Annotated in this window: 22 protein-coding genes; 4 read left to right on the forward strand and 18 right to left on the reverse strand. The window is 66.6% G+C overall.

The window, feature by feature from the left end; all coding sequences use genetic code 11:
* Positions 1–3: 3 nt before the first annotated feature.
* From ABFS34_06070 to ABFS34_06120, 11 genes are all read right to left on the reverse strand, one after another.
* Positions 4–1,488, reverse strand: a complete 1,485-nt coding sequence (locus tag ABFS34_06070) for a CpaF family protein (GenBank protein MEN8375000.1) — start codon at positions 1,486–1,488, stop codon at positions 4–6.
* Between the two features lie 24 nt (positions 1,489–1,512).
* Entirely contained in the window at positions 1,513–2,751 is a 1,239-nt protein-coding gene (locus tag ABFS34_06075; GenBank protein MEN8375001.1) for an AAA family ATPase, read from the reverse strand.
* 77 nt (positions 2,752–2,828) lie between these two features.
* On the reverse strand, positions 2,829–4,184 hold the full coding sequence (locus ABFS34_06080) for a pilus assembly protein TadG-related protein (GenBank protein MEN8375002.1): 1,356 nt from the start codon (positions 4,182–4,184) through the stop codon (positions 2,829–2,831).
* Positions 4,133–5,428: a pilus assembly protein N-terminal domain-containing protein gene (locus ABFS34_06085; protein ID MEN8375003.1), complete on the reverse strand. Its 1,296-nt coding sequence runs from the start codon at positions 5,426–5,428 to the stop codon at positions 4,133–4,135. Before ABFS34_06085 ends, ABFS34_06080 begins: the two co-directional genes overlap by 52 nt.
* A 41-nt stretch (positions 5,429–5,469) precedes the next feature.
* Complete coding sequence (gene cpaB / locus ABFS34_06090; GenBank protein MEN8375004.1) at positions 5,470–6,291, reverse strand: Flp pilus assembly protein CpaB; 822 nt, start codon at positions 6,289–6,291, stop codon at positions 5,470–5,472.
* Between the two features lie 18 nt (positions 6,292–6,309).
* Positions 6,310–6,789: a TadE/TadG family type IV pilus assembly protein gene (locus tag ABFS34_06095; protein MEN8375005.1), complete on the reverse strand. Its 480-nt coding sequence runs from the start codon at positions 6,787–6,789 to the stop codon at positions 6,310–6,312.
* Complete coding sequence (locus ABFS34_06100; GenBank protein MEN8375006.1) at positions 6,786–7,295, reverse strand: prepilin peptidase; 510 nt, start codon at positions 7,293–7,295, stop codon at positions 6,786–6,788. The genes ABFS34_06095 and ABFS34_06100 overlap by 4 nt, the downstream gene beginning before the upstream one ends.
* Before the next feature lie 32 nt (positions 7,296–7,327).
* Positions 7,328–7,480 (reverse strand): hypothetical protein, encoded by a 153-nt coding sequence (locus ABFS34_06105; protein MEN8375007.1) that lies wholly within the window; start codon positions 7,478–7,480, stop codon positions 7,328–7,330.
* A 159-nt stretch (positions 7,481–7,639) separates the two neighbouring features.
* Positions 7,640–7,819 (reverse strand): Flp family type IVb pilin, encoded by a 180-nt coding sequence (locus ABFS34_06110; GenBank protein ID MEN8375008.1) that lies wholly within the window; start codon positions 7,817–7,819, stop codon positions 7,640–7,642.
* A 296-nt stretch (positions 7,820–8,115) separates the two neighbouring features.
* Complete coding sequence (locus tag ABFS34_06115; GenBank protein ID MEN8375009.1) at positions 8,116–9,105, reverse strand: phosphatase PAP2 family protein; 990 nt, start codon at positions 9,103–9,105, stop codon at positions 8,116–8,118.
* Positions 9,106–9,349: 244 nt separating this feature from the next.
* Entirely contained in the window at positions 9,350–10,852 is a 1,503-nt protein-coding gene (locus tag ABFS34_06120; protein MEN8375010.1) for a hypothetical protein, read from the reverse strand.
* A gap of 163 nt (positions 10,853–11,015) precedes the next feature.
* On the opposite strand from ABFS34_06120, the gene ABFS34_06125 reads away from it, so the two are divergent.
* The 4 genes from ABFS34_06125 to ABFS34_06140 are packed head-to-tail and all read left to right on the forward strand — an operon-like array spanning position 11,016 to position 15,911.
* Positions 11,016–11,924: a prenyltransferase/squalene oxidase repeat-containing protein gene (locus ABFS34_06125; GenBank protein ID MEN8375011.1), complete on the forward strand. Its 909-nt coding sequence runs from the start codon at positions 11,016–11,018 to the stop codon at positions 11,922–11,924.
* Positions 11,921–12,943: a DUF362 domain-containing protein gene (locus ABFS34_06130; GenBank protein MEN8375012.1), complete on the forward strand. Its 1,023-nt coding sequence runs from the start codon at positions 11,921–11,923 to the stop codon at positions 12,941–12,943. Before ABFS34_06125 ends, ABFS34_06130 begins: the two co-directional genes overlap by 4 nt.
* A gap of 14 nt (positions 12,944–12,957) precedes the next feature.
* Positions 12,958–14,454, forward strand: coding sequence for a hypothetical protein (locus ABFS34_06135; protein MEN8375013.1), 1,497 nt, complete (start codon positions 12,958–12,960; stop codon positions 14,452–14,454).
* On the forward strand, positions 14,451–15,911 hold the full coding sequence (locus ABFS34_06140; protein ID MEN8375014.1) for a hypothetical protein: 1,461 nt from the start codon (positions 14,451–14,453) through the stop codon (positions 15,909–15,911). Before ABFS34_06135 ends, ABFS34_06140 begins: the two co-directional genes overlap by 4 nt.
* Positions 15,912–15,924: 13 nt before the next feature.
* Here the strand turns inward: ABFS34_06140 and ABFS34_06145 are convergent, their stop codons facing one another.
* The 7 genes from ABFS34_06145 to ABFS34_06175 all read right to left on the reverse strand — a co-directional run.
* Positions 15,925–17,625, reverse strand: coding sequence for a hypothetical protein (locus ABFS34_06145; GenBank protein MEN8375015.1), 1,701 nt, complete (start codon positions 17,623–17,625; stop codon positions 15,925–15,927).
* The gene (locus tag ABFS34_06150) at positions 17,622–19,049 is read right to left on the reverse strand and encodes a hypothetical protein (GenBank protein MEN8375016.1); all 1,428 of its coding nucleotides are present in this window, start codon (positions 19,047–19,049) and stop codon (positions 17,622–17,624) included. Before ABFS34_06150 ends, ABFS34_06145 begins: the two co-directional genes overlap by 4 nt.
* Complete coding sequence (locus tag ABFS34_06155; GenBank protein ID MEN8375017.1) at positions 19,046–20,308, reverse strand: hypothetical protein; 1,263 nt, start codon at positions 20,306–20,308, stop codon at positions 19,046–19,048. Before ABFS34_06155 ends, ABFS34_06150 begins: the two co-directional genes overlap by 4 nt.
* Positions 20,308–21,309: a glycosyltransferase gene (locus ABFS34_06160; GenBank protein ID MEN8375018.1), complete on the reverse strand. Its 1,002-nt coding sequence runs from the start codon at positions 21,307–21,309 to the stop codon at positions 20,308–20,310. The genes ABFS34_06155 and ABFS34_06160 overlap by 1 nt, the downstream gene beginning before the upstream one ends.
* On the reverse strand, positions 21,299–21,658 hold the full coding sequence (locus ABFS34_06165; protein ID MEN8375019.1) for a DUF2304 domain-containing protein: 360 nt from the start codon (positions 21,656–21,658) through the stop codon (positions 21,299–21,301). The genes ABFS34_06160 and ABFS34_06165 overlap by 11 nt, the downstream gene beginning before the upstream one ends.
* A complete protein-coding gene (locus ABFS34_06170) occupies positions 21,655–22,482 on the reverse strand; it encodes a glycosyltransferase family 2 protein (protein ID MEN8375020.1) in 828 nt (275 codons plus the stop codon). The genes ABFS34_06165 and ABFS34_06170 overlap by 4 nt, the downstream gene beginning before the upstream one ends.
* A 158-nt stretch (positions 22,483–22,640) precedes the next feature.
* Positions 22,641–23,423: PKD domain-containing protein (locus ABFS34_06175; protein ID MEN8375021.1), on the reverse strand; the 783-nt coding region annotated here is incomplete at its 5' end.

Raw genomic sequence — 23,423 nt, forward strand, 5'->3', positions numbered from 1 at the left:
GGCCTAGCTCACCGACTCCAGGCGGTCGCCCCACAGCGTCTTCTTCTCCTTCTCCGCCTTGGCGGGAGCCTCCTCCTCGGCCATGTCCGTGCCCACCTCGTCGCCGAACAGGAACGACGAGAGCTTGATGCCGTGCATGCGCAGTTGATCCGCGAAGCGCGGGCGGATGCCGGTCGAGCGGAAGCCGCCCAGCACCTTGCCGTCCTCGTCGATGCCCTGACGGTCGAAGATGAAGATGTCCTGCATGGTGATGACGTTGCCCTCCATGCCCACTATCTCCGACACGGCGACGACCTTCCTGGACCCGTCGCTCATGCGGCTGGCCTGGATGACGACGTCTATCGCCGAAGAAACCTGCTCGCGCATGGCCCGCTCGGGGATGTTCAGGCTGGCCATGGAGATCATGGTTTCCAGCCGGGACAGCGCGTCGCGCGGGGCGTTGGCGTGCAGCGTCGTCAGCGAGCCGTCGTGGCCCGTGTTCATGGCCTGCAGCATGTCGATCGCCTCGCCGCCACGGACCTCGCCGAGGACGATCCGGTCGGGCCGCATGCGCAGCGCGTTGATCACCAGCATGCGCTGATTCACCGCGCCCGACCCCTCGACGTTGGGCGGCCGCGTCTCCAGCCGGACGACGTGCGGCTGCCGGAGCTGAAGCTCGGCGGAGTCCTCGATCGTGACGATGCGCTCATCCTTGGGGATGTACCCGCTCAGGATGTTCAGGAGCGTGGTCTTGCCGGCGCCCGTGCCGCCCGAGATGAGGACGTTGAGGCGCGACTTCACGATCGCCTCGAGCAGCTCGAGCATGGGCTCGCTGAGCGACTCGTAGCGCAGCAGGTCCTCGCCCGACAGCGTGTCCCGCTTGAACTTCCGGATGGACACGTGCGGACCGTCGATCGCCAGCGGCGGGATGATCGCGTTGACGCGCGATCCGTCCGCCAGACGGGCGTCCACCATGGGTGAGCTGTCGTCGATGCGCCGCCCCACCGCGCTCACGATCCGGTCGATCACCTGCATCAGGTGGCGGTCGTCGCGGAAGTGCGTCCCGGTCGCGAACAGCTTGCCGCGCCGCTCCACGAACACCTGGCGGCCCGTGTTGACCAGGATGTCGGAGATCTCCGGGTCCTTCATGAGCGGCTCGAGGGGTCCGAGGCCGAAGATCTCGTCCAGGACCTTCTCCACCACCTGCTCGCGCTCGACGCTGGCGAGGGGGGTCTCCTCCTCGTTCAGCAGCTCGTGCGCGACGCGCTGGATGGTGCGGGCGGCCTCCTCCCGGTCCAGCTCGGACAGGCTGGCCAGGTTGAGCCGCTCAAGCAGGTTCCGGTGCAGCCGTTCCTGCACCTTGCTGAGCGTACCCTGCGCGGTCGGCGTGACCTCAGCCGCCCGCCCGCCCTTCGCCTTGGCTCGCTTGGCCAGGTCGCCGGTCCAGAGGCCTCCGCCCTGTTCCGGCGCGGCGCCCTCCTCGGTGGGTGTCGTTGTTTCTTCGCTCATAACTCAGGCTCCCCCGGATCGCCGTTACTTCTTCAACCCGAACAGACGCTTCAGCGGCGCCGCCAGCCCGCCGTCGCCGTTGGTGTCCGGCGCGCCCGGCAGATCTACCAGGCCTCCGATGATGGACTCGATGTCGCGCGAATACGGGGAGCGGCCGTTCAACGTGATGGGGCGGCCCTCGTTGGCCGCCTTTATCGCGGACCTGTAATCGTTCGAAAGCGTCCAGTGCACGTCCATGTCCAGGAGCGTACGGATGTCGTCGATGGTGACCTGTCCGTCCGGGTGGTAGCGGTTCACCACCACGCGGATGCGGTCCGTCGAGCTGTCATCGATGCGCTGTAGCACGGGCAGCAGCCGCTTCAGGCTGCCCAGCGTGGGCAGATCCGCCGTCGTGACGGCTATGATCTTGTCGGCCGATTCCATGACGCTGAGCATCATGGGCGACAGCGACTTGGACATGTCCAGGATGATGAAGCGGTAGGTCTGCCGCAGGAAGTCGATGATCTTGCTGGCTTCCTCCGCGGCGATCACGTCCGAGCGCTCCGGCCGGAGCGGCGCCGCGAGCACGTCCAGTCCCGACGGGTGAGACTCCACGTAGGAGCTCACCAGGTTCGGGTCCAGGCGATGGAAGTTGCGCGCCAGGTCCAGGAAGCTGAAGCGCGGGCGCAGGCCCAGCAGGAGCGCGACACCGCCGAGCTCCATGTCCAGGTCCACCAACAGCGTCTTCTCGTTGGTCGCGCGTTGCAGCGCCACCGCGAGGTTGACCGCCGCAGTGGTGGTGCCCGTGCCGCCCTTGACCGGAAGGAAGGCGAACACCTTGCCGCGCTGCTCCACCTCGTGGCCGTGCAGCTCCTGCTCGACGAAGGAGTGGCGCTTCCACGCCCGGCCCAGAGCCTCCCCCAGGTCGCTCGTGCTGACCGGAGCGAGCAGGTACTCGTTCACCCCCGCGCGCATGGCCTGCATGAGGACGTCCGGCGCGAGCCCCGGGCCGGAGCCGACCACGTGCAGGGTGGGTGCGGCGTCCGCCAGGTACGCGGCGATCTTGATGCCGGTGGCCGGGTCGTCCCCCATGCCCACGAAGACGACGTGCAGGTCGCTCTGGGTGAGCTGGGCCGCGTCTTCGCGGCCCAACTCGGCGAGCGGGGCGTCCAGCTCGTGCGCGATCTCCAGGCGCCGCTTCCCCGGCAGCTCGACCTCGTCAAGCGCTTTTCGCACCGCCGGATCGACGCCGACGAGCGCAATGCGCAGGCTCTTTTGCGCCATGTTCCTGTTCCCTTTCCCTATCCCAATCCACGACCCGGGGAGATCCGGCCTACCTCACCTGCTCGATACGACCGAGCCTAGAACTCCGAAGGATCGATCAATCGCAGTATCATTATCAACGAATTCGTCGACATTGAGTCCGGCCCTTCGGTCCCTTCGCCGTAGTACATGAAGCGCGCCTTGACCGGATCGCTCCTCGTCGGCTGCTCCTCGATGTACATCAGCGCCACGTTGCTGACGACGATCATCCAGTTTTGGCTCCCGTCAAAGCCGTCGGCCGCCCGCAGCAGGCCGTCGGGCCCGAACATGAGCACCTTGACGACGCGCTCGCTATCGCCGACCAGGTTCCCGTTGGCGTCCACAATGCCGTTTTGGGCCTCGTCCCAGGTCGTGTTCGGATCCTTGGCCTCGAGCACATCGACACCCTTCTCCGTGGGGCCGATCATGTTGCCGTTCTCGACGCGGACCGTGTCTCCCGGACCGATGGACTCGGGGCTGCAGTTGGCGATGTTGCCCTCGTAGACCTTCCCGCCCTGATTCTTCCCCTCGTCGTTGTACAAGCGAATCGGGAAGAAGGAGCCAGTCGAGACCACATCCAGATCGTTGGGGTCGCTAACCTTGGTCTTGATCTGGTACCCCCAGTCCCGGAACGGAACGCCCGCGGCGCCTGTGGTTCGGGCGCAACTCCCGTAGCCCGTTTCGCCGTGCCCGTCGGGACACGATCCCATGTCGGGAACGCCGCCCGTGGCCGATCCATGCTCGGCGTAGCGGTCGCCCTCGCTCGCGTTCCAGATCCAGTCTTCGTCAACCGTCGTGTACGGAATGTTGTCGTCGCCGATGTCGTCGATCGAGTCGTCCCACAGATCCGGAATGGCGAACGGGATGATGCAGTCCGTGCCGCCCGATTGCGTCGCTTCCGCCACCGCTACCCCCGCCACATCGACCACGCCCACGCCGAGGATCTTGGCGAACCACGTGGGTATGGTCCGGCGCACGATGACCCTGATGCGCCTGTCGGCCGGCTTGACGTCGACCTGCACCTCGGTGGAGTCGATCAACTGGCCGCGGATCGTGTTGCTCTCGGCGAACGAGTGTGCGAGTCCCACTGCGTCTGCAACCACCGTGGCGTCGGAAGGATCGCGGCGCAGGAACTCCCCCGCGGCGGCGAGCGCCCCCGAATCCGCCGCGCGCTGCGCTTCCGCCCTGGCCGAGAACATCATGCCCATGTCCACGCCCAGGGCGATGAGCCCCAGTAGCACTGGCATACCCAGTGCTACCAGGGCCAGCGAGGCCCCACGTCGGTTTCGCGCGTACCGTTTCAAGAGATTGTTCTCTTGCATTGGCATCCCCTTACAGTATCGCGACACCGGCCAGGCCATTCCTAGCGTCGCCTCTCGAGGTCCTGGTCCCGCACGCCGCGCATCCAGTCCCATGTCTCCGGCTCGCCCGTGGGCATCTCCGGCGGCACGTCGCTGGGCTGCACGATGTACGGCGTCACCGTCACCAGCAGTTCCGAACGGGTCTGCTGCGCGTCCGTCGAGCGGAAGAAGGCGCCGAGAATCGGGATATCCCCGAGGATCGGAATCTTCGTCACGCTGCGAGCCATCTCGCTGTTGATGAGCCCGGAGATGGCCAGCGTCTGGCCCTCTCCCAGCTCCACCTCGGTGCTGGTCTTGCGCGACAGGATCGTCGGGATCCTGAAGCCGTTCAGAATCAGACCGTTGGCGAAGTCGAGCGACGACACTTCGGGCTCCACCTGGAGCCTGATGGAGCCGCTGTTCGTGATGAACGGCGTGAACTTCAGCCGGATCCCGAACTCCTTGAACATGATCGTGACGCCGCCACTCGTGTTCCCCTGCAAGATCGGGAACGGAAACTCACCGCCCGCCAAGAAGGTGGCCTCGTTCCCCTCTATCGTCAGCAGGTTCGGCTCGGCCAGGCTCTTGAAGTCACCGGACTCCTTGAGGGCTTGAATGATCCCCTCGAGCGACCGGTTGTCTCCAGACAGCATGAAGCTGAGCAGCCCATCCGAGATGGTCTCGCCGAACCAATCCTCGTCGTCGCCGTCGAACTCCAACTGGTGCGGGTTCAGCGTCCGAAACACCGACGCCATGTTCCGCCCCGCGGTATTCGCCACCTCGGCGAACCGCACCTTCAGCAGGATCTGCTCGGCCGAAGGCGACTGAATGTTGTTCACGACCGTGGCGCCGCTCTGCGACGCGATCTCCACTGCGCGGCGCGCCATACCGGGGCGCGTCACGTTTCCGTTCAGCACGATGTTGATGCCGCTGGGGATGACCGTGATGGTCTCGCCCGGCAGCATCATTTCGATCTGACGCTGGATCAGATCCGCGTCCGCCGTCACCTCCACGGTGTACAGCGACACCGTGTTGTTGGTGCGCCAGACGAACAGGCTGGTGGTCCCGATCTCAATACCCGTGACCACCAGCTCGCGCACCGAAATGGGCGTCGCATCCGCCACGGCGGGGTCCGCCAACTGGATCCTCTCCACCTGCGCCGGCTGCAGCACCAGCGCGGACTTGCCCTTCGCTACGCGGATGACGTCCTCGGCCGTCTGCAGCACCTGCTGCTGCTGCGCCACCGCCGCGTCCGCCCGCATCATCCCGAAGGCCAGTACCAGACCCCAGACGGGAATGGCCGATCTCCGCATCATCATCCTCCGCATCACAGTGAGCCCCCCCACACCTGAAACGTCGATCAGAACCGCTGGATGGTCCTCTGTCCTCCCTTGAGAATCTCGATTGTCGGCGCCTGCTCCACGGGAGCGACCCGTGTGGTCGCCCTGCCGCTCGCCCTGCGCCGGCGGCCGGTGAGCAGGTCCTCCACGCGCGCGCCGTCGGTCCGGATGGAGTCTCCGTCCAACGTGTTGCGCAGCGCGAGCTGGATGCGCCCCTGGTCGCCCGCGATCACGAGCTGTTCCGCCTGCTCGGGCGTGACCAGCACCGTGATGACGGACGCCACCACGGGCGATCCGTTGTCGTCAGCCTCGATGAGTTGGCCCGAAGTCAGGGCCAGGATGTCCTGAAGCACGACCTGCGACAGCTTGTCGCCGCCTCTCGGCGGGTCGACCGTGAGGATCACGTCGACGCGCGTGCCCGGCACCACGAAGCCCGCCACGCTCACCACCTCGTCCACGCGGATGCTGATCGCGCGCATGCCCTCGGGGATGGTGATAGGCAGGCCGCCGTTCTCGGTGTCGGCGAGCTTGGCCTCGAGGAAAGGCTCATTGACCGAAACCGCGCGGACCAGGCCGCGCCCGACCACGTCCTCCACGGCGGTCACGTAACCGACCGGCACCTGCTCGGACGGCCAATCTATCAATTGGACATCCTCTGGGCGAACCATGCTGCCGAGCGGCAGGTCGGTGACGGCCACCGCCACCGGCGTGGTGGTCCGGTTCACGGTGGGCAGCACCGGGCCGCCCTGGTTCTGAAGGTAGTTCAAAGAGGCCCAGGCGGCGGCCAAACCGAGCACCATCGCGAGCCCCAAGATCAGCAACGCACGTCTGCGATTTCCCATGATCCCCCGTCCCCTCCCCTACTCCTTGCGCATCGCGACCGAAGTCCTGATCGGGATCGTGCTGTAACCGGTCATCGAAGAGATGAGCGGCCCGAACATGATCATGTCGTGCTGATAGGTGATGTTCATGCGCGCGGTGTCGCCGCGCTCGACATCGCTCCACCCGGTCGGCAGGCTGACTCCGCTGGCCACGAGCTCCACCGTCGCCCCAGCGCCGTCCAGGCCGCCCCGGCCCAGCGCACCGCGCACCACGTTCGTGGCGTCGGTCGAGTCGGCGGCGGTCCCGTTGCCGATAACGGCTACGCGCGCGCCCTCGCGCGCGGCGTCCGTGACCACCTGCCAGGACTTGACGATGAGGCCGAACTCGACGACCCCGAAAACGAGAAGCAGAAGCATGGGCACGACCAGCGCGAACTCCGCGATCGACTGCCCAGCGGCAGAGCGGCGAATCGAGCCCGAACCAGAGGCTTCCCTCGGCGCGCGTTGCAGAAACCTCATAGCGCGAACCTTGCGATTAGGGAGCCGGCGGCGATGGCGACACCGTAGGGTATAGTGACGGCGCCCTCCGATCGGAGGGTCTGTCTGTGACCGAACCGTCCGACGGTGACGAGGTTCAGCACGAGGGCGCCAGTGTTGGAAATGGTCCTCCCAAGCAGACCAAGTCGCCATGTAGTATACACCGCCATCGCTCCGCCTATCAAGGCTGTGCCGAAGAGGGCTTGCACCATCCCCAGCGGCCCCATGAATGCGCCGACGGCGGTGATGAGCTTCGCATCCCCCCCGCCAAAAGCACCGAGCGCGAACAGCGGGAGCGAAAGGCCGAAGCCGATCGCCGCGCCCAGCAGCGCTCCCCAGGGCGAAAGGCCCCCGGGGCTCAACGATAGCACGACACCGATCACGAACCCCGTAACGGTCAGATAATTCGGTATCGTGCGGTCTTTCAAGTCCGACAACGCGGCCGCCACCACGAGGGTGATCAGCCAGAAATCCGCCCAAGCCATCATCCCCGGTGCACTCCTAGCCGCGCCGTTGCCGTTTAGCTACGTGTCGCCTCGTTGATCGCGTCCCGCACGCCCTCCATCGGCCGCGCTATGGCGGTCCGAAAATCGATCAGCATCACGATCATGGCGAGCGCGATCAGCGCCATCAGAACCGAGTACTCTGCCAGGTCCTGTCCGGCCTCGTCCAACCAGTATGTCCTGAGAATCCCAAACATGTGGTCCCGGGCCGTTTTCTGTTCCTTGTGCAAAGCCCACCGCGGCCTTCGTGACCGGGCGGGCAACCCGCCGAGCACTCGGCTCGGAGGCCGCGTACCGCGACCCCCGAACCGAGCGTCATCCGGCTGGGTTCAGCTTACGCCGGCGTTGTTGAGAACGTTCGTCGCGCGGCCGAAGGCCGTCACGATGGCGTTCCGCAGACCGGTGATGGCCGTCACGAGCACCACGGCCAGAAGCGCCAGAAGCAGCGCGTACTCGGCCAGGTCCTGTCCCGACTCATCGTTCCAGAAGTTACGAATCACGGCGTCCATGGATCGACTACCCCTTCCTGAGTGTGACCTTGCCACCGTCCGGTGGCGCTCAGCTGCGGTTCTGGGTCGGGTTGCCGATTCCGGCCTCACCCCGCCCCGGTCCCTCCCGTCTTCGGAGGGCCCTGCTTACTGCATGTCAAACCGGCCAGTCGGCCGTCCGACGAATGAACCCGCCTGTGCGGGGTTCGTCGGTGCCTCCACGGACAAGCCGTGCGAGCCGACCGTACCTACAACAAGTCGCGTGCCAAACCTCGCCAGATCCAGGAACGCCTCCGTTGCGGCGCATTCCCCCACTGTTATCGGCCAGGAGACGTTTCAGCGAGTAATAGATCGTTACCCGCTTCGGGTACTGTTTTATTACGTCCGCGGTCCGTCTCGAGAACGCCTCCGACTGGCGCCTGCGTCGATCCCAGCCTAGCGAGCAGTCCCGGCGCATAGCGCCAGGCAACCGCGGCCACCGCGCCGCCCACCAGCAGATCGACTACGTAGTGCTCGGCCCCGTAGACCAGGGCGAACCCCATCAGGGCGACGTACGCCCAGCCGATCGCGGCACGCACCGATCCCGAACGCCCCCAGGCGAGCGCCACGAGTACCGTCAAGGCCATGTGGTAGGACGGCATCGCCGACACGTCATTGCCGCTCGCGCTGTTGCCGAGCTCGTAGACCGTGGTTTGTTCGCCGAGCCAGCCATCATGCAATAGCCGACCCACGGGCTCGATGTAGCCTTCTAGAGACGCCATCCATGGTGGAGCCGTCGGCAACGCCCAGTGGATGGGCAGCCCGATCACGAACACCAGAACGCCCGCCGCGAGCATCCGCTCCGCTCCGCTCCTATCGCGCCAGTACAGGAAAGGAGCCGACGCCACGAACACGAAAAAAAAGCTCACGTAAATCGCGACGAGAACCGGAGCCCAGCCGGCCAGAACCCCGGCCATGGCGTGCTGAAGCCAGACCGTCGGCACCTCGCCCAGACCCAGCACGCGGTCGGCGCTGATGACGTACTCCACTCGAACCGGCGCGAAGCCGTCGTCGGCGAGTCGCCTTCCGGCCACGTAGAACAGGAAGACCAGGGGGTAGACCGCCAGGATCCGCGTGGTGCGTTCGGTGGCGGCGAGGGCGACGGCGCCGAGCGCCAGCGTGACGGCGATCCAACTCCAGGTCCCCGCGAGGTCCAGGAGGATCGTGAGGTAGAAGCTGATGGTGATGACGAAGAGCAGGGCGTAGTGCAGCGGTGCCCATTGCGTTCCGCCCAGGTCGGGCGAGTCTGCGCTGGGGAGCTGGGACACATCCGACTGACCGGCGTGGCCGGATCCGCGCCCCGGCACCCACCGGGACGCTTCAACTACCGGAATGGTCGTCCCCCTAGCCTCCACCACGGCATTCCCCTCACCTCACCCCACGTCCAGCCGCCTCCCGAGCCGCTTCCAAAGGTTTCACCGCTGCATGGCATGCGCAAGATTGCTTGGAGTGCCGCGTGAGGGTTGCTGCCAAGGGCCAGATCGGCCGTAGGCGGCTCTCCGCGCACCGAACCTACGGCAGAAGGATGAGCCGATCGTCGATGAGCAGGTGCGTCGCTCCGGTCGCGCCGGCGAACGCGGCCAGGCTCAGCCGCTCCTCCAGGACCGCGCGCACGAGCGCCTGCTTTTCCCGATAGTGGGGGGTTTCCCCCCAGTGACCCGGCAGAGTGGTCCGTCCGGCGACCATCGCGACGTGCGGCGAGTACTCGGGGCTGGTGGCGATGACCGCCGTGGCTGGAGTCTCCCCCGCGCGCGTGAATCCGTCGTAGGTCACCCGCGGCACGTACGCCCTGAAATTGGAAAGATCCCCTCCGCGCGAAATCAGAGCGTGGAGATCGCGCGCCGTGAAGAAGACGTTGCTCAGGCTCAACAGAACGAACACGACGGCCGCGGCCCACAGCCCGCCCCGTCGCAACCGCACACGCACCATCCCCAGGCCGGCGAGCAGAGCCACCGGGATGTGAACCCCCATGAGCAGCTTGCGCTGCAAGCCAACAGGCAGATAGCCCAGGCCGAGTTGGAGGAAAGCCCAGGCGACCAGGAGGACGACCATGTCCCGCTCCGCGCCCTCCGTCCGCGCGCCGATCACCGCGAGGGGGATCAGCAGGCCGAAACCGAGCAGGTAGTGGCCCAGGGGCAGGCTCGGGGTAGGAACCGCGGCGCGAAGCTGGAATACCGCATCCGTGGACAGATACCACAGCATCCAGGCCGCGGCGGGCGCGGCGACCGCGGCGGCGATCCCGGCGGCTCGCAGCAGGCGGGTGGAGAATCGGCCGTGGCGCAGCCGCCCGATGACGAGGTGGGCGCCGACGATCACCACCAAGGGTACCGCGTCGTAGGTGTGCACGTTGATCAGGAGCAGCAAGGCGAGACCAGCCACGATCGCGTCTCGCGTGCGCCCCGTTCTTTCGGCCTCGAGCAGAGAGGTGAGCGCCAGCAGGAACAGGGTGATGGAGAACGCGAACAGGCCGCTGGAATAGAGCGCCAGGAACGTGACCACCTCAGGCTGGACGAGGTCCGCCGATCCGAAGGGGGCCCCGGACAGACCCACCAGCCACCCCAACCCTGCCCCGGCGGCGACGACCGCCGTGGCCCACCGGCGGGGCTCCGTTTGCGGGACGACGTAGGCCGCCAGGCGGTACACGAGGACAACGCTGGTGAAGGTGAAGAGGAGGCGGGCAAGGTGGTAGACCACCGCGTAGGGCGTCCGCGCGGCGGCTGCCACCGTACCGATCCCCCACGCCCACAGATGGACGAAGCGTCCCGAATCCGGCTCCGCGGCGAACAGGTTGGACAGGAAGAAGGACCCGTCCCGAGCCTGTACGATCCAGGACCAGTGGACCGCGGTGTCCACCCCGTTGTGGGTGGTGCCCATCCACACGTGACCGGGCGGCGTGAGGGTCCACGCGACGAGATACGGGATCGCCGAGAAGGCCGTTACCGCGCCCGCGGCGGCGAGGATCCAGCGCCACTCGCGAGGAGCGATCAGCGGAGCCCCGGGAAGCCCCGTTCGCACGTGCGACTCCGACTCCTCCACGGGCCCCTTCCCCCATCCGTTTGCCTACGCTCCGCCGGGCCTCAACAACGTACCTGGCCGAGGCGCGGTCAAGTCATCCCGCGCGGCGCACGCGGCCGAGACGGCGGTGTTGTTCACGCGGCGCGCGCCGTAAGATGCCCGCATGACCGAAGCGCTGCTCGCGGAATTGCGCGATCGCCGAAACGCCGACGGCGGGTGGCCCGCCCGAGCGGGCCTGCCCAGCAACGCGGAGAGCACCGCGCTGGCGCGCATGGCGTTCGCCGCGGTGGGGCCAGAGGGTGAGGCCGAAGTGGCCGCGGCGACCGCCTGGCTGTTGCGCCACCAGGCGAGCGACGGCAGTTGGTCCTTCCAGCCGGACGTTCCGCTCGGCAAGTGGCCCACGAGCCTCGCCGCGCTGGCGCTCGGTTCGCACGCGGAGCACCGCGACGCGGTGCGGGCGGCCGTGCGACACATCGTCGACCAGGAAGCGCGCAAGCTCCCCTGGCTCACGAACCTGTTGTACTGGTTCGCTCGCGAGAGGATGTCCGTGGAATTGAACCCTTCCCTCAACGGGTGGCCGTGGGCGGAAGGCGCCTTCAGTTGGGTGGAGCCGACGGCGTACGCCGTGATCGCGCTCAAGCGGCACGGCGGCCTCGCGGGTCGGCGAGCGAGGGGACGGCTGGACGAGGGCGAGCGCATGATCCTGGACCGTACCTGTGCGGGCGGCGGCTGGAACCACGGGAACTACAGGGTCCTGGGCGAGGATATCCACGCCTATCCGGACACCACGGCGATAGCCCTTCTCGCGCTGCAGGGAGCGGGACGGATGCCCGAGGTGGAGGAGGGTCTCACGGTGCTCCCCCGCCTTCTGGACGCGCACGCGTCGGGCGGGACGCTAGCCCTGGCGCGCCTGGCGCAGCGGGCGTGGTCGGTCGCGGACGCCGGGGTTCGCGAACGCCTCGACGCGTGGTCTACGGCCCCGGACGGCTTCGGCGGGACCCGCGGCATCGCGCTGGCCGTTCTGGCCCTCGCGGACGCCGCAAACCCCTTCCTGCTGGTGAACGTCCGATGATCGGCCGGCGCGCGTTCGTGAAGTCGATCGGCGCCGCCGCCGCGGCCCCTGCGCTCGTCCGCTGCGCCGAACCCCCGGAAGAGCCCCAGGGCCCGCGTTGGCTCCCGGAGGCTGAGGTCCGCCCGGACCGCTCGAGCGTGGCGGTGCTGGCCGCCGACGCCTACGACGGCCGGCTGACGGACGTCGTGCGGCGCGGCCTCGAGCTGTTCTCGGTCCCCGTGCGTGGCCGCCGCGTGGTGCTCAAGCCCAACCTGGTCGAGTTCGACCCCGGCGGCGTCATCAACACGCACCCCGTGCTGATCGCGGCGACCATCGAGGCGCTCCGGGAGCTGGAGGCGAAGGAAGTCATCGTGGCCGAGGGGCCCGGCCACCGGCGCGACAACGAATACCTCCTGTCGGCGTCGGGGCTGGCGGATGTCCTCCGGGACACGGGCGCGCGTTACGTGGACCTGAACGTGGACGCGGTGCGGCCGGTAAGGCTGCGCAGTCACTACACCGCCCTGGACCGACTCTACCTGCCCGCGACGGTCCTGGACGCCGAGCTCTTCATCTCGATGCCCAAGATGAAGACCCACCACTGGGCGGGGGTCACCTTGTCGATGAAGAACCTGTTCGGGATCGTGCCCAGCGCGGTCTACGGGTGGCCCAAGAACGTCCTCCACTGGCAGGGCATCGACAACAGCATCCTCGACATCAACGCGGCGCTGACGGTGCCGCGTTTCAACATCGTCGATGGAATCGTGGGCATGGAGGGCAACGGTCCGATCCAGGGCACCGCCAAGCCCACGGGGGTGCTCGTGTTTGGCGCGGACCCGGTCGCCGTGGACACGACCGCGGCGAGCGTCATGGGGCTCGAGCCGACGCGCGTGAACTACCTGGCGGAGGCGGGTGAGTTCTTCGGCAACGCGGCGCTGGAGCGGATCGAGCAGCGCGGGGAATCGCCGGGGGCGCTTCGTCAGAGCTACGACGTGGTGGAGGCGTTCGAATCCCTCAAGGCAGGCCTCGCGGGTGCCGGCTGACTAGGCCTGACGGGGTGCTCCGAACCCTGACGCTGGGACTGGTGGCCGCGGCGCTCGCCGGCGTCGTCCACGTGTTTCGCTATCCGCTGCACGTGGACATCGGCTTTCTGCTGGACCTCTCCGAGCGGGTGATGGACGGCGAAACCCTGTACCGGGAAGCGCTCGAGCCGAACCCTCCGCTCGTCGTCTACCTGATGGCGGTTCCCGTCGGCCTGGCCAGGCTGACCGGAGCGAGTCCCGTGGTGCTCCTGCGGCTCATGCTAGTGGCGCTCGTCGCCGTCTCAGCGGTAGGCGGCTGGCGGAGCGGGCGCCGGTACCTCGCGCCGGCGGTCGCCGCGTTCCTGTGCGTCGCTTTCGCGGCCTCCGCGCTGGTGGTCGAGCCGGGCGAATTCGGTCAGCGCGACGGGGTCATGTTCGCTCTGCTGTTCCCCTACCTGGTGACCGCGGGCGCGCGCATCGCCGCGGTCCCGGTGTCGCGGTCGTGGGCCATAGCCGTGGGTATCGCGGCCGGCGTGGGGGTGGCGCTCAAGCCGTTCTTCGTGCCTCTGCTGGTGCTGGTCGAGGTGGCCGTGGTCCTGGGGCGAGGCCGAGCGCCGTGGCGCCGACCCGAGACGCTGGCCGCGGCCTGCTTTCTCCTGGCGTACGCGACGTGGATCGCGGCCTTCGCGCGCGACTACCTGCGCGTCGCGCGCCTGGCGTCCGAGCACTACGGATTCTTCGCCCCCATAGCCCGCGTGGACCTGGCGGCGCTGGGCGTCGTCATCGTCCTTGTTTCCGCGTGGGCGTTCGTCCTCGCCTGGTCGGCGCGGCCCGCGCGGCCGCTGGCGGGCGTGCTGCTGGCAGCATCGCTCGGCCTGGTGATGGCCGTCATCCTGCAGGGAAAGGGCTTCCCCTATCACTGGGTGCCCACGTACTTGGCGGCCGTGGTGCTGCTCGCTCTGGCCGCCGCATCGGTCCTCGCCGAGGCGCCGTCGCTGCCGCGCGCCGTGCCGGCGGCGGTGCTGACCGCTCTCCTGATCGCCGTGGGCTGGAGCGGCTTCGCGGGCGCGGAGCGCGCGTGGGACCGTCTGGATCGCTACCCCTACTACCTCACGGACTTCTCGCGCCTCGTCCAGTCCCGGCCCGCGGGCGAATCCGTGTTCAGCTTCTGGGTCGCCCCCGGGTTCCCGCTGGTCACCTACACGGACGCCTCCTGGGGGTCGAGCTTCAGCTCGCACTGGCTGCTTCCGTCGATGCACCAGCGAGAGAAGCGGGGCGAGGATATGGCCGAGGTCAGGAGCCTGGTCCTGGATGTGATCGCGAAGGATCTGCGCGAACGGGCCCCGGGCCTCCTCCTGGTGGACATCGAGCCGCGCTACAACAACCTCACCGACTTCGACTTCCTGGCGTTCATGCGCTCCGACCCTGAGGTCGCCGCGAGCCTGGAAGGCTACCGCGAGCTGACGAGGGTGGGCGAGTTCCTGGTTCTGGAGCGCGCCGCGGGCGCTACCCGCTCGGCCGATCCCCAATGAGACCCCGCGCCTTTGGCCCTCCCAACAGCGTCGCGCTGGTTTTCCTCGCGTGGATCGTGGCGATCCCGGTGTTCTTCGCCGATCGCCTGCTCAACACCGACGGCGACCTGGCCAGCCATCTCTTCATCGGCCGCAGGGTGCTCGAACACGGGATCAGGATTCCGGTCGACTGGGCGTTCACCACGCCGGACGCGACGTTCGTCGCCTACGAGTGGCTGAGCGAGGTGGCGCTCGTCGGGGTCGAATGGGCGGCCGGACTCGCCGGCGTCGTGGCCCTGGCCACGCTGCTCATCGTAGGGAGCGTGGCCCTAGCCGGGGCTTATCTGCGTCCTCGAGTGGAGCCGTTCTTCGCGCTGCCGGCGATGTTCGGCGTGGCGGTCCTGACGTCGGCCCACTGGAGCGCGCGTCCGCACCTCTTCACGTTCGCCGGGCTCGCCATCCTGCTGCACGTGGGCGCCTCGCGCGGCCGCCTCCGTCTCTTGTGGCTGGGGCTCTTGTTCGCGTTCTGGGCCAACCTGCACCCGGGTTTCCTGTACGGCCTGGCGATGTACGTGGCCTACCTGGCCGGACACGCGCTCGACCGGAGGAGCGCCGAGGCGGTACGCACGAACGCGCTCTCGGCCATGGCGGCCGGCGCGGCGACCCTGCTCAACCCGCTCGGCTGGGGCCTGCACGCCAACGTGCTCCACCACCTGTCCGATCGGGCCGCGTTCGACCTGGTGGACGAATTCGCGGCGCCCGGGCTGGACAGCGTCTACGGGCTCTCGTTCTTCACAGCCATCGCGCTGCTGGTGGCGCTCGTCATTACGACGCGCCGCCGACCGGACCTGCGCGTGCTGCTTCCCCTGCTGCTCGCCGTGGCCGTTTCCCTGGCCGCTCAGCGAAACATCGCGCTGTTCGCCCTCTATGCCCTGCCGCTGGCGCTGGCAGACCTGCTTCCTCACGCCTCGGCGCGGCTGCGACTCATCTCCGGGCTGCGCGAGCGGCTGCGGGCGGACGACGCCACGGCCGTCACGACGGTGTGGGTGGGGGCCGCCACCGTGCTCCTGGCCATCGCCGCCGCGGTGTCACGCCCGGGCGGGCCGGCTCGCCTTCTGCCCAACGAATTCTCCGCCGATGTCTTCCCGGTTGAGGCCGTGGAATACGCCAGGGAAGCCGGCCTTACGGGCAGCCGCGTGTTCCACGACTACACCTGGGGCGGTTACATCCTGCACCAGTGGCCCGGACAGCAGATCTACATCGACGGGATGGCCAATCTGTTCGGGAGCGAACTGATGGAGGAGTATGCGGCGATCGTGGGTGCGGAGGAAGGGTGGGAGGAGACCTTGGCCAACCGCGGGATCACCGTCCTGATCCTGTCACCGAAGGCTCCGCTCGCCACTGCGGCCCTCTCAGACGGCACCTGGCAGCCCTTGGCCCAGAACTCGGTAACTGTCCTGCTACAGGCAGCGCCATAAGCGAATACCTACGTCACCGTACTTGGAAGAATTCCCGGGCCTCAACTGGAGTGCGAAGGACCACGCGGGCATCCTCTGCGGCGCGCCACCGCAAACGAGCGAAGGCGGGTCCGTCCAGTCCGTACTTGCCCGCAGACAACTGGATTGCGGCGCCCTCCCCGTATCTCTCTCCCCCGACTTCCAGTTGGCTATCCGGCCCCACCAGCTCGTAAGTGCCGTCAAGCCCCACAGACACTGAGTCCGACTCAGCATCTCGGCTCGGGGAGTATATCCACACCGATCCCCAGAGCGGCTCGTAGTTCCGGCTGATGAATTCACCAAAGGCTTCGGGTAGGTCACTCAACCGATAATTGTGAAGCAGAACGCGGGGCGGGGCCGCGGCCATGCGCTGAACGATTCGCCGGTGCTCCGCAACGCTTCGCTGGCGCAGTGCCACCCTGTTGTATTGGTCGAGCCAGCCGAGTTCGCCGATCTGGTCTCGGTCGTACAGCGCGTTGGCCCCTGCCCAATAGCTATCGCCAGGGCCGAGCAGCGCTCGCGCCATCACGAAGTTTTCCCGCTGATAGTCATTGCTCCGCACGCTGTGCTCCGTGAACGCGAGGCCTGGATAGAGCACACCGAGCAACGCGAACGTCACACCCCAACCGCGAGAAAGGCCGAGCCGGTGTGTCCCCGACAGCAGAATGTCGTCCAACAGTGACGCTACCAGGACACCGGCCGTGGGAACCACGATCAGGATGAAATACGGCCACGGCTCGCTATATAGGCCGGCCTGTAGTCCAAGTGCAAGCGCGAATACTGCCAGCGAGGCTCGCGGATCGGCGGCTGCTTTCCGCCGACTCGCCGTCTGCCTCGTGATCAACGCCGACCGTCCAGCCGTGTAGAGCCCCGCAATCGCAAGTCCCCAAAACAGAGGGTTGCGAAGTCCGCTGATTACCCAGCTGATCCTAAGGCCATCGTATACGTCCCTCAACGCGACTCCTGCCGCGCCGCCGAAGGTGGGCTCGAGGACGGCCTCTACTCCTCCGATGGCGCCCCACATGGCCAGGTACGCTGCTATGGGCAGGGCGGCCCACGCTACGAAACGCATCAAGCTCCGACCGGCGTGCCCCATCCCCCCGTTTCTCCACCCGACGACCACCAAGGCCAAGCCCCCGGATGACAGGAAGAAGGCAGCTTTTTGCGACACCAGGAACCCCACCCCGGCCAAGAATCCCGCCACGCCTACACTGCCACCCATCAGCGCCAGGAGAACGCCGAGCCCAATCCATGATGTCATCATGTCCACGCGTATCTCTGCTGACCGCTCGAGGAAAGTCGTCGTCACGGTCATGAGCCCCACGGAAAGCAGGACAGCCTCACGCCGAAACAGCCTTGCCAGACGCCAAGCAAGGACACCGAGCAAACCGACGTTCATCAGGGCCAGATATAACTTGACGGCCACCAGGCCTTGCCAGCCCGTGAATCCGAGCAGCAACGGAGGTAGCTGCAGGTAGTAGCCCAGCACAGTCTTGTAGGGGCGGTAGTCACGATACGGTACCTCATCCAGGAGCCGGAGGACTTCCTTCGTACCGTGGAACTCATCGACATTGAGGGGGATCCACTTCGCGTAAGCGAGCTGAACGCCGAGGTAAACCGCAAGAATGACCGCCAGGCCCGCGGTGAAGCCCCAGGCGGATATGTTGGACTCCACCCGGCCCGCCGTCGTCGTCACACCCAAATGCCCTCGCCCGCAGGAGCCGCCAGCGCCCCAATTGCGGCACCGAAGCCCTCCGCCACAGAATCGAGGTTGCCTGCATCCATGCTCGCTGGCGACCAGAGGGCATCACCCACGATCCCGCTCCAGCTATTGGCAAGGACGCCCGCCAAGAAGTCGGTAACGACCGAGTCCGATTGAGGCGCGGACTGATTGAGCGCCTCTCCCACCGACATCCGCCTCTCGTCGAAGCGCTTCAAGGCCGCTATGCGCTCGAAGAAGACCGGGCCGATAGTAGCAGCTCTCTTTCCCAGAACAGCGGCTTCATACGCCCCGGTGCCGGTAATCGTGATAGTTAGTTCCGCTCGGTCGATGAGGTCGAGTGAGCTGACACGGTAGTCGATCAGGCGCACCGCTGGTATCGACTTGATCTCGCGGTAGAATCGCATGGTACGCCAAATCAGGGCCGGCTCGTGTTCTTTTACGTAGAGGTCGTATCCCACCGGCAGCGTCCGCGAGAGGCCCCTGATGATCTCCACCTGATTTGCGGTGCGCGCTGCCATGACGTCGATGGTCGCCTCCGGCTGCACGTGCAAGAGAAAGAGGACGAACGGCCGCACTCCGTTGGGGTCGGGAAATTCAAATATGGCCGTGCGCATAAGGCGGTTCCTGCGGCGTCGCCACCATCGACCTGCGTGGTCCGAGATGAGTCCCATGGGGCGCCTGCTGGTTTCATCGTGCCGATCTCCTCGGAGACTCCACACGTGGCGCGCAAGTAGCGAAAGCCGTCCTGCGTTGAACTCCAAGACCTCTCGGTTTCCGAAGAGCCCGGAAGGCTGCGGCCGCCGCTCTCTGTATTGACTGACCAACTCAGCAGCAGCGTGCTCGTCCGCAGCGGTCGACGTGCCCAACCGCAGCATCTGGTCGACCTGGTGTCCGCGAAAGAAGGCAAACCGGTCGAACGGAATCCGAACCGTCATCGGGTTCAGAACCGGGATGCCGAGACCTCGGCAAACCTGTCCGGAAACCAACTCGAACGCCCACGTCTGTTCCCCGAAGACAGCCCCCACACCGTGCGCGGTCACGAAGTGCCTTATCCGCTCAGCGCAGACGGCGAGATACCGAAGCGCATAGGAACGATCTCTTCGCCCGTGGAGAAACTTGTCCATGAGCAGGATGTCGTTCGCCGTCAGGCGACCATCCCGTTCAAGGCCGGCCAGAATAACTTCTGCATCTACCGAGTCCGATTGCCGGCTCCACTCGGGGCCATAGTGCGCCAGATCCAGGATCCGGTCGGGCTGGACGCCTGATTGGCGCAACCAGCGCGCCCAGCGAAGGTTGGGGCTAATCCAGAAGACCTTGTGGCCGCTCACCTCGAGACGCTCTGCCACGCCTCCAAAGAAGATCGTCCGGTAAGCCGAGGGTAGGAACGCCACGTTCATTGATATACAGCTCTTGCCGCAAGTACGGTCTTGCTAGCCGCCAGGACGCTGAAGCCGCCCGCCGTGGCCAACGCGGCTCCGCGTATACCGAGTGTCGGGACGAGCGCGATGTTGAGGCCGATCGCAGTGACAAGGCCAAGAACGGCGGAGCCCGCTATGGCACGGTCGGCACGTCGGCAGTAGAGCACGACATCCGGAATCGCTCCAGCTACATGGATCCAAGACGCGACCACGAGTATCTGAAACGCCGGTAGGTGCTGCTGATAGATACTCTCGGGCAACAGTCCAAAGATGATCGGAGCCAGCAAGACCGCGGCCCCCCCTAGCGCGATCGCTCCGACCATGGACCACACCGCATAACGTCGCAGTAGGAATCGATACTCCCTTCGCGCTGATCTCTGATATGCTCCGACAATCCTGGGACGAAGGACATGGTGTACGGCAGCCTCCACCAAGCCGTGGATCGCTGAGTAAGCCCCGAAGTATAGGCTATACACGCCTACAAGGGCCGGACCCGCAACGACGGCCAGCGCGTACCTGTCTGCGGCCAGGATCCCACGTATCGCGAGAGTGCTCAGCAGGAAAGGCGCAGCAGTTTTGACCCCGGCCCGGATCCAAGACCAGTCAACTGGCCGTCGCGTCGCGGCCCTCCACTGCAAGTGCCTGAGTTTGGCTGCGCCGTAAACAACTGCGGCCAATGACCCAAGGATCCACAGAGTCAACACCGTTGGCAGCGTTCGTGCCCCCACTCGACCGATAGCGACCGCCACGAGCACCCAGACCCACACCCCACCCCTGAGCAGAAGCACGACGGCGGCCGCGGTGGACCGACCAAGCGCGATCAGCACTCGTTGAAGTTCTTGAGCCGCGTGCTCGGCCAAAAGGAGCAGATAGAAGAAGCCGGCGAGGCGCCACGGAATCACGTCGCCGATGAACAGCAAGAGCCCAACCGGAAGGATCAGCAGATAAGCGAGCGCGTGGAAGATCACCTGATCGCGTAGCATACCCGGAATGGCGGACTCCTGCGCCCCGACCAGCTCTCGCGTCGCGTAGGCGTAGAAGTCGAACCCCAACAAAAACATCCCGAGGCTGAGGGAGGCCGTCAGTAGCCCGAACCTCCCGACATCTTCGGGAACGAGCGTCGCGGCAAGGAAGACGATCAGCGCCGCCTTGCTCAGCACCGTAAGCCCGTGCAAAGCCGTGTTGGCGCCCGCCGAAAGCACCAGCTTCCGATCCGACAACGTCTGGACTCGCTTCATCAGCGAACTGAGCCGGCGAGGCGCAGCATCCTTGCGACTACGCCCGCGCACATCCCGAACCCGCGCCAAACAGCGCGTATGGCTCCGAGCGGAGCGTACACCAAGGCGCGGGGCCCGCGCTCGATCGAGAGCAGGCGCAGCATCATCGGCAGTTGCAGCGCTAGCAATACGGCCCAGAGGCCGATCATCAGTGGCCGGAAACGCTCCCCGATCGCCAACGGTGTAGCCAGCACCGCGGCTATGCCTACGAACGGCTGCGCGTGATCCACCGGTCCGCTGTAGTCGTCGCCTCCGCCTTGCTTACGGTGCTTCAGGTGTAGGGCCACGCGCCAGAAACCGTGCCGCCGTTGGGTCTTGAGGTACGGCAACAACTTAGTAGGGTGGTAATGGCCGACGAGCGAGCGCGGTTCGAAGTGGAGGATCCAGCCGGCCGCGGAGGCCCGGTACGCAAGATCAATGTCCTCTGCCCCCGGCTTGCCTGCCGCATTGAAGCTGACCTCGTCAAAGCCCCCGAGCGATTCGAGCACTGACCGCCGATAGAGCACGTTGTACGTGGCGAGGTAACCGACATGGGTCGGCATCCGGCGATGTCGCGCCACGATCTCCGCGTGGATGAGAGTTCCTAGGAGTGACCCGGGGACCTCGTTCGCGTAAGAGCCGCCGGCGCCACCCACGGCGGGAGCCCGCAGGTGAGCCTGAAGGGCCTCGAGCGCGCCGGGCCGGGCGACGCAGTCGGCGTCGATGAACCACACCAGGTCCGTAGACGCGGCTTTCCAGCCCACGTTTCTGGCACCTCCGGGGCCCAAGCCACCTGCGTCCAGCACTCGCGCGGGGTATGCCGCGGCGATCGCAGACGATTGGTCGGTGGAGCCGTCGTCCACGTACATGATCTCGCGAAGGAGGCCCGACCCCAGATACGGAACGACGGCCTTCAGGCACGCGTGCAGCGTGAGCGCGGTGTTCCGGCCCGGGATGACCAGTGTGATGCTACTACTCGTCATCGACTCCCGCTTCGTCCTCGGCCTGGCGGAGTCGCTCGGACAGCATGGCCACCTCCTGCGCCAGCGTGGTGAGCTTTCGATCCTGAACGCTCACGATGGTGAGCAACTCGAACAGCATGAGGATCACGAAAGCCGCCAGCGTAAGCACGAGGAGGGTCGGCTTCTCAATCTCCAGCAAGTTGGAGAAGTAGACTACTCGATCCGGCCAGATCGCGAGGAGGAGGAAGGGCAAGCCCACGGCCACGAACAACAGGAAGTAGCGCTCCTTGAGGCGCCGCTGGCGGAGCCGTCGCAGGGCGAGCCCGACAAGCAGCAGGCCGTAAACGAGCAGGAATATCGTCCGAATCACGACCCCACCTCAGCACGGCTGGCGACCTCATGCCCCGCCCTGGCACGCCGCTGACGCGGGAGCGGCGGCCGTCCGAGACCTGGAGCCGAATCCCCGGCCTGGGCGCCCGCCCAAGGATCGCGTAGCATGTCCAGCAGCATCGCCGTGCTGACCTTGACCATGTATACGATCGCATCCAGCGGAGAGATGCTGCTCTTACCCGCCAATCTGGGGTTCATTCGGACCGGTACCTCGCGCACGCGGAATCGGCTGCGAAGGGCCATCGCCAACACTTCGGGCTCCGGATAGTCGTCCGGATACCATTCCGCAAACGTTTTGACGACGGATCGATTGGCGGCCCTGAACCCGCTTGTGCAGTCGGTCACCCATTGGCCCGCGAGAATGCGAATGAGACCGTGGAGAGCCGCGGCACCGATCCCGCGGGTCGCGGTCTGCTCGTACTCGCCAGCCTCGAGGAATCTGGAGCCGACGACCAGGTCGGCCACTCCAGACGAAATGGGGCCGAGAAGCTTCCGAACTTGGTCGCCCCGGTGCTGGCCGTCGCCGTCGACCTGGACAACGACTCGAGCACCAGTCCAGAGCGCGTAGCGATACCCCGCTTGCATCGCGCCGCCGATACCTAGATTGAAGGGCAGGCGGAGCACCCGCACCGCGTCCGGCACTGCCCGCGCGGTGCCGTCCGTCGAGCCGTCGTCAACGACCAGGATCTCGGCGCCGGGGAGTTCGCGCAGAAGATCCTCCAGAACCGCGGGCAGCGATTCGGCTTCGTTGAACGCTGGCACGACGACGAGGCAGCCGTCGAGCGGTCTGCTTGGCGGGTTCATTGAGTCCACTTGATCGCCGGACATCGTGGAGGCGCACGCATGCTGACACGCGCCTCCACGTTCTGTTGATGGGGAGTCTACCCTAGTTAGCCTCGCTCGCGGGCACCGTCAACGGCTTTTTGCCGCGAGGTGCCCGGGAGCCAGGCCAAGATTGGTGGCTACCTACAACGCGTCCCCCTGCGCCCGGTCGTGCAGACTATCGTCAACTCCTGGCTCGTCGACGCGCCGGCACCGTCATTATCCAGAATGGCCAGCAGCACCGTGTAAGTGCCAGCGTTCTTGTAGGTGAAGCTGGGCGACTGCTCCGTGCTCGTACCCTTCCGCACACCCAAGTCCCAGCTCCAGTCCACGACCGTGCCGTCAGAGTCGGTGCTCAGGTCGATAAACAAGCAGTTGTTCTCCACGCAGGAGACGCTGAAGTCGGCGGTAGGCGCCACGTTCGGCGGATCCGTCACGGTCACCAGCTGGCTCGTCTGGTCCGTGCCGCCTTGGTCGTCGGTCACCGTCAGCGTGACCGTATAGCTTCCCGCCGTCGCGTAGGCGTGCGTAGGCGTCGAGCCGCTGCCCGCCGTCGTCGCGTCGCCCCAGTCCCAGCTCCAGCCCACCACGCTGCCGTCCGAGTCGCTCGAGCCGCTCCCGTCGAAGCTCACTAGCTCGCCCGTCTCCGGCGCAACCGGCAGGTAGCCGAAGGCCGCCGTCGGGTCGATGTTCGGCGGGTCGGTCACGGTTACCAGCTGCGATGTCTGGTCCGTGCCGCCGTCGTCGTCGGTCACCGTCAGCGTGACCGTATAGCTTCCCGCCGCGCCGTAGCTGTGCGTCGGCGTAGCGCCGCTGCCCGCCGTCGTCGCGTCGCCCCAGTCCCAGCTCCAGCCGACCACTGCGCCGTCGCTGTCGCTCGAGCCGCTCCCGTCGAAGCTCACCACTTCGCCCGTCTCCGGCGC

The organism is Gemmatimonadota bacterium, from assembly GCA_039715185.1.
Lineage (GTDB): Bacteria > Gemmatimonadota > Gemmatimonadetes > Longimicrobiales > RSA9 > DATHRK01.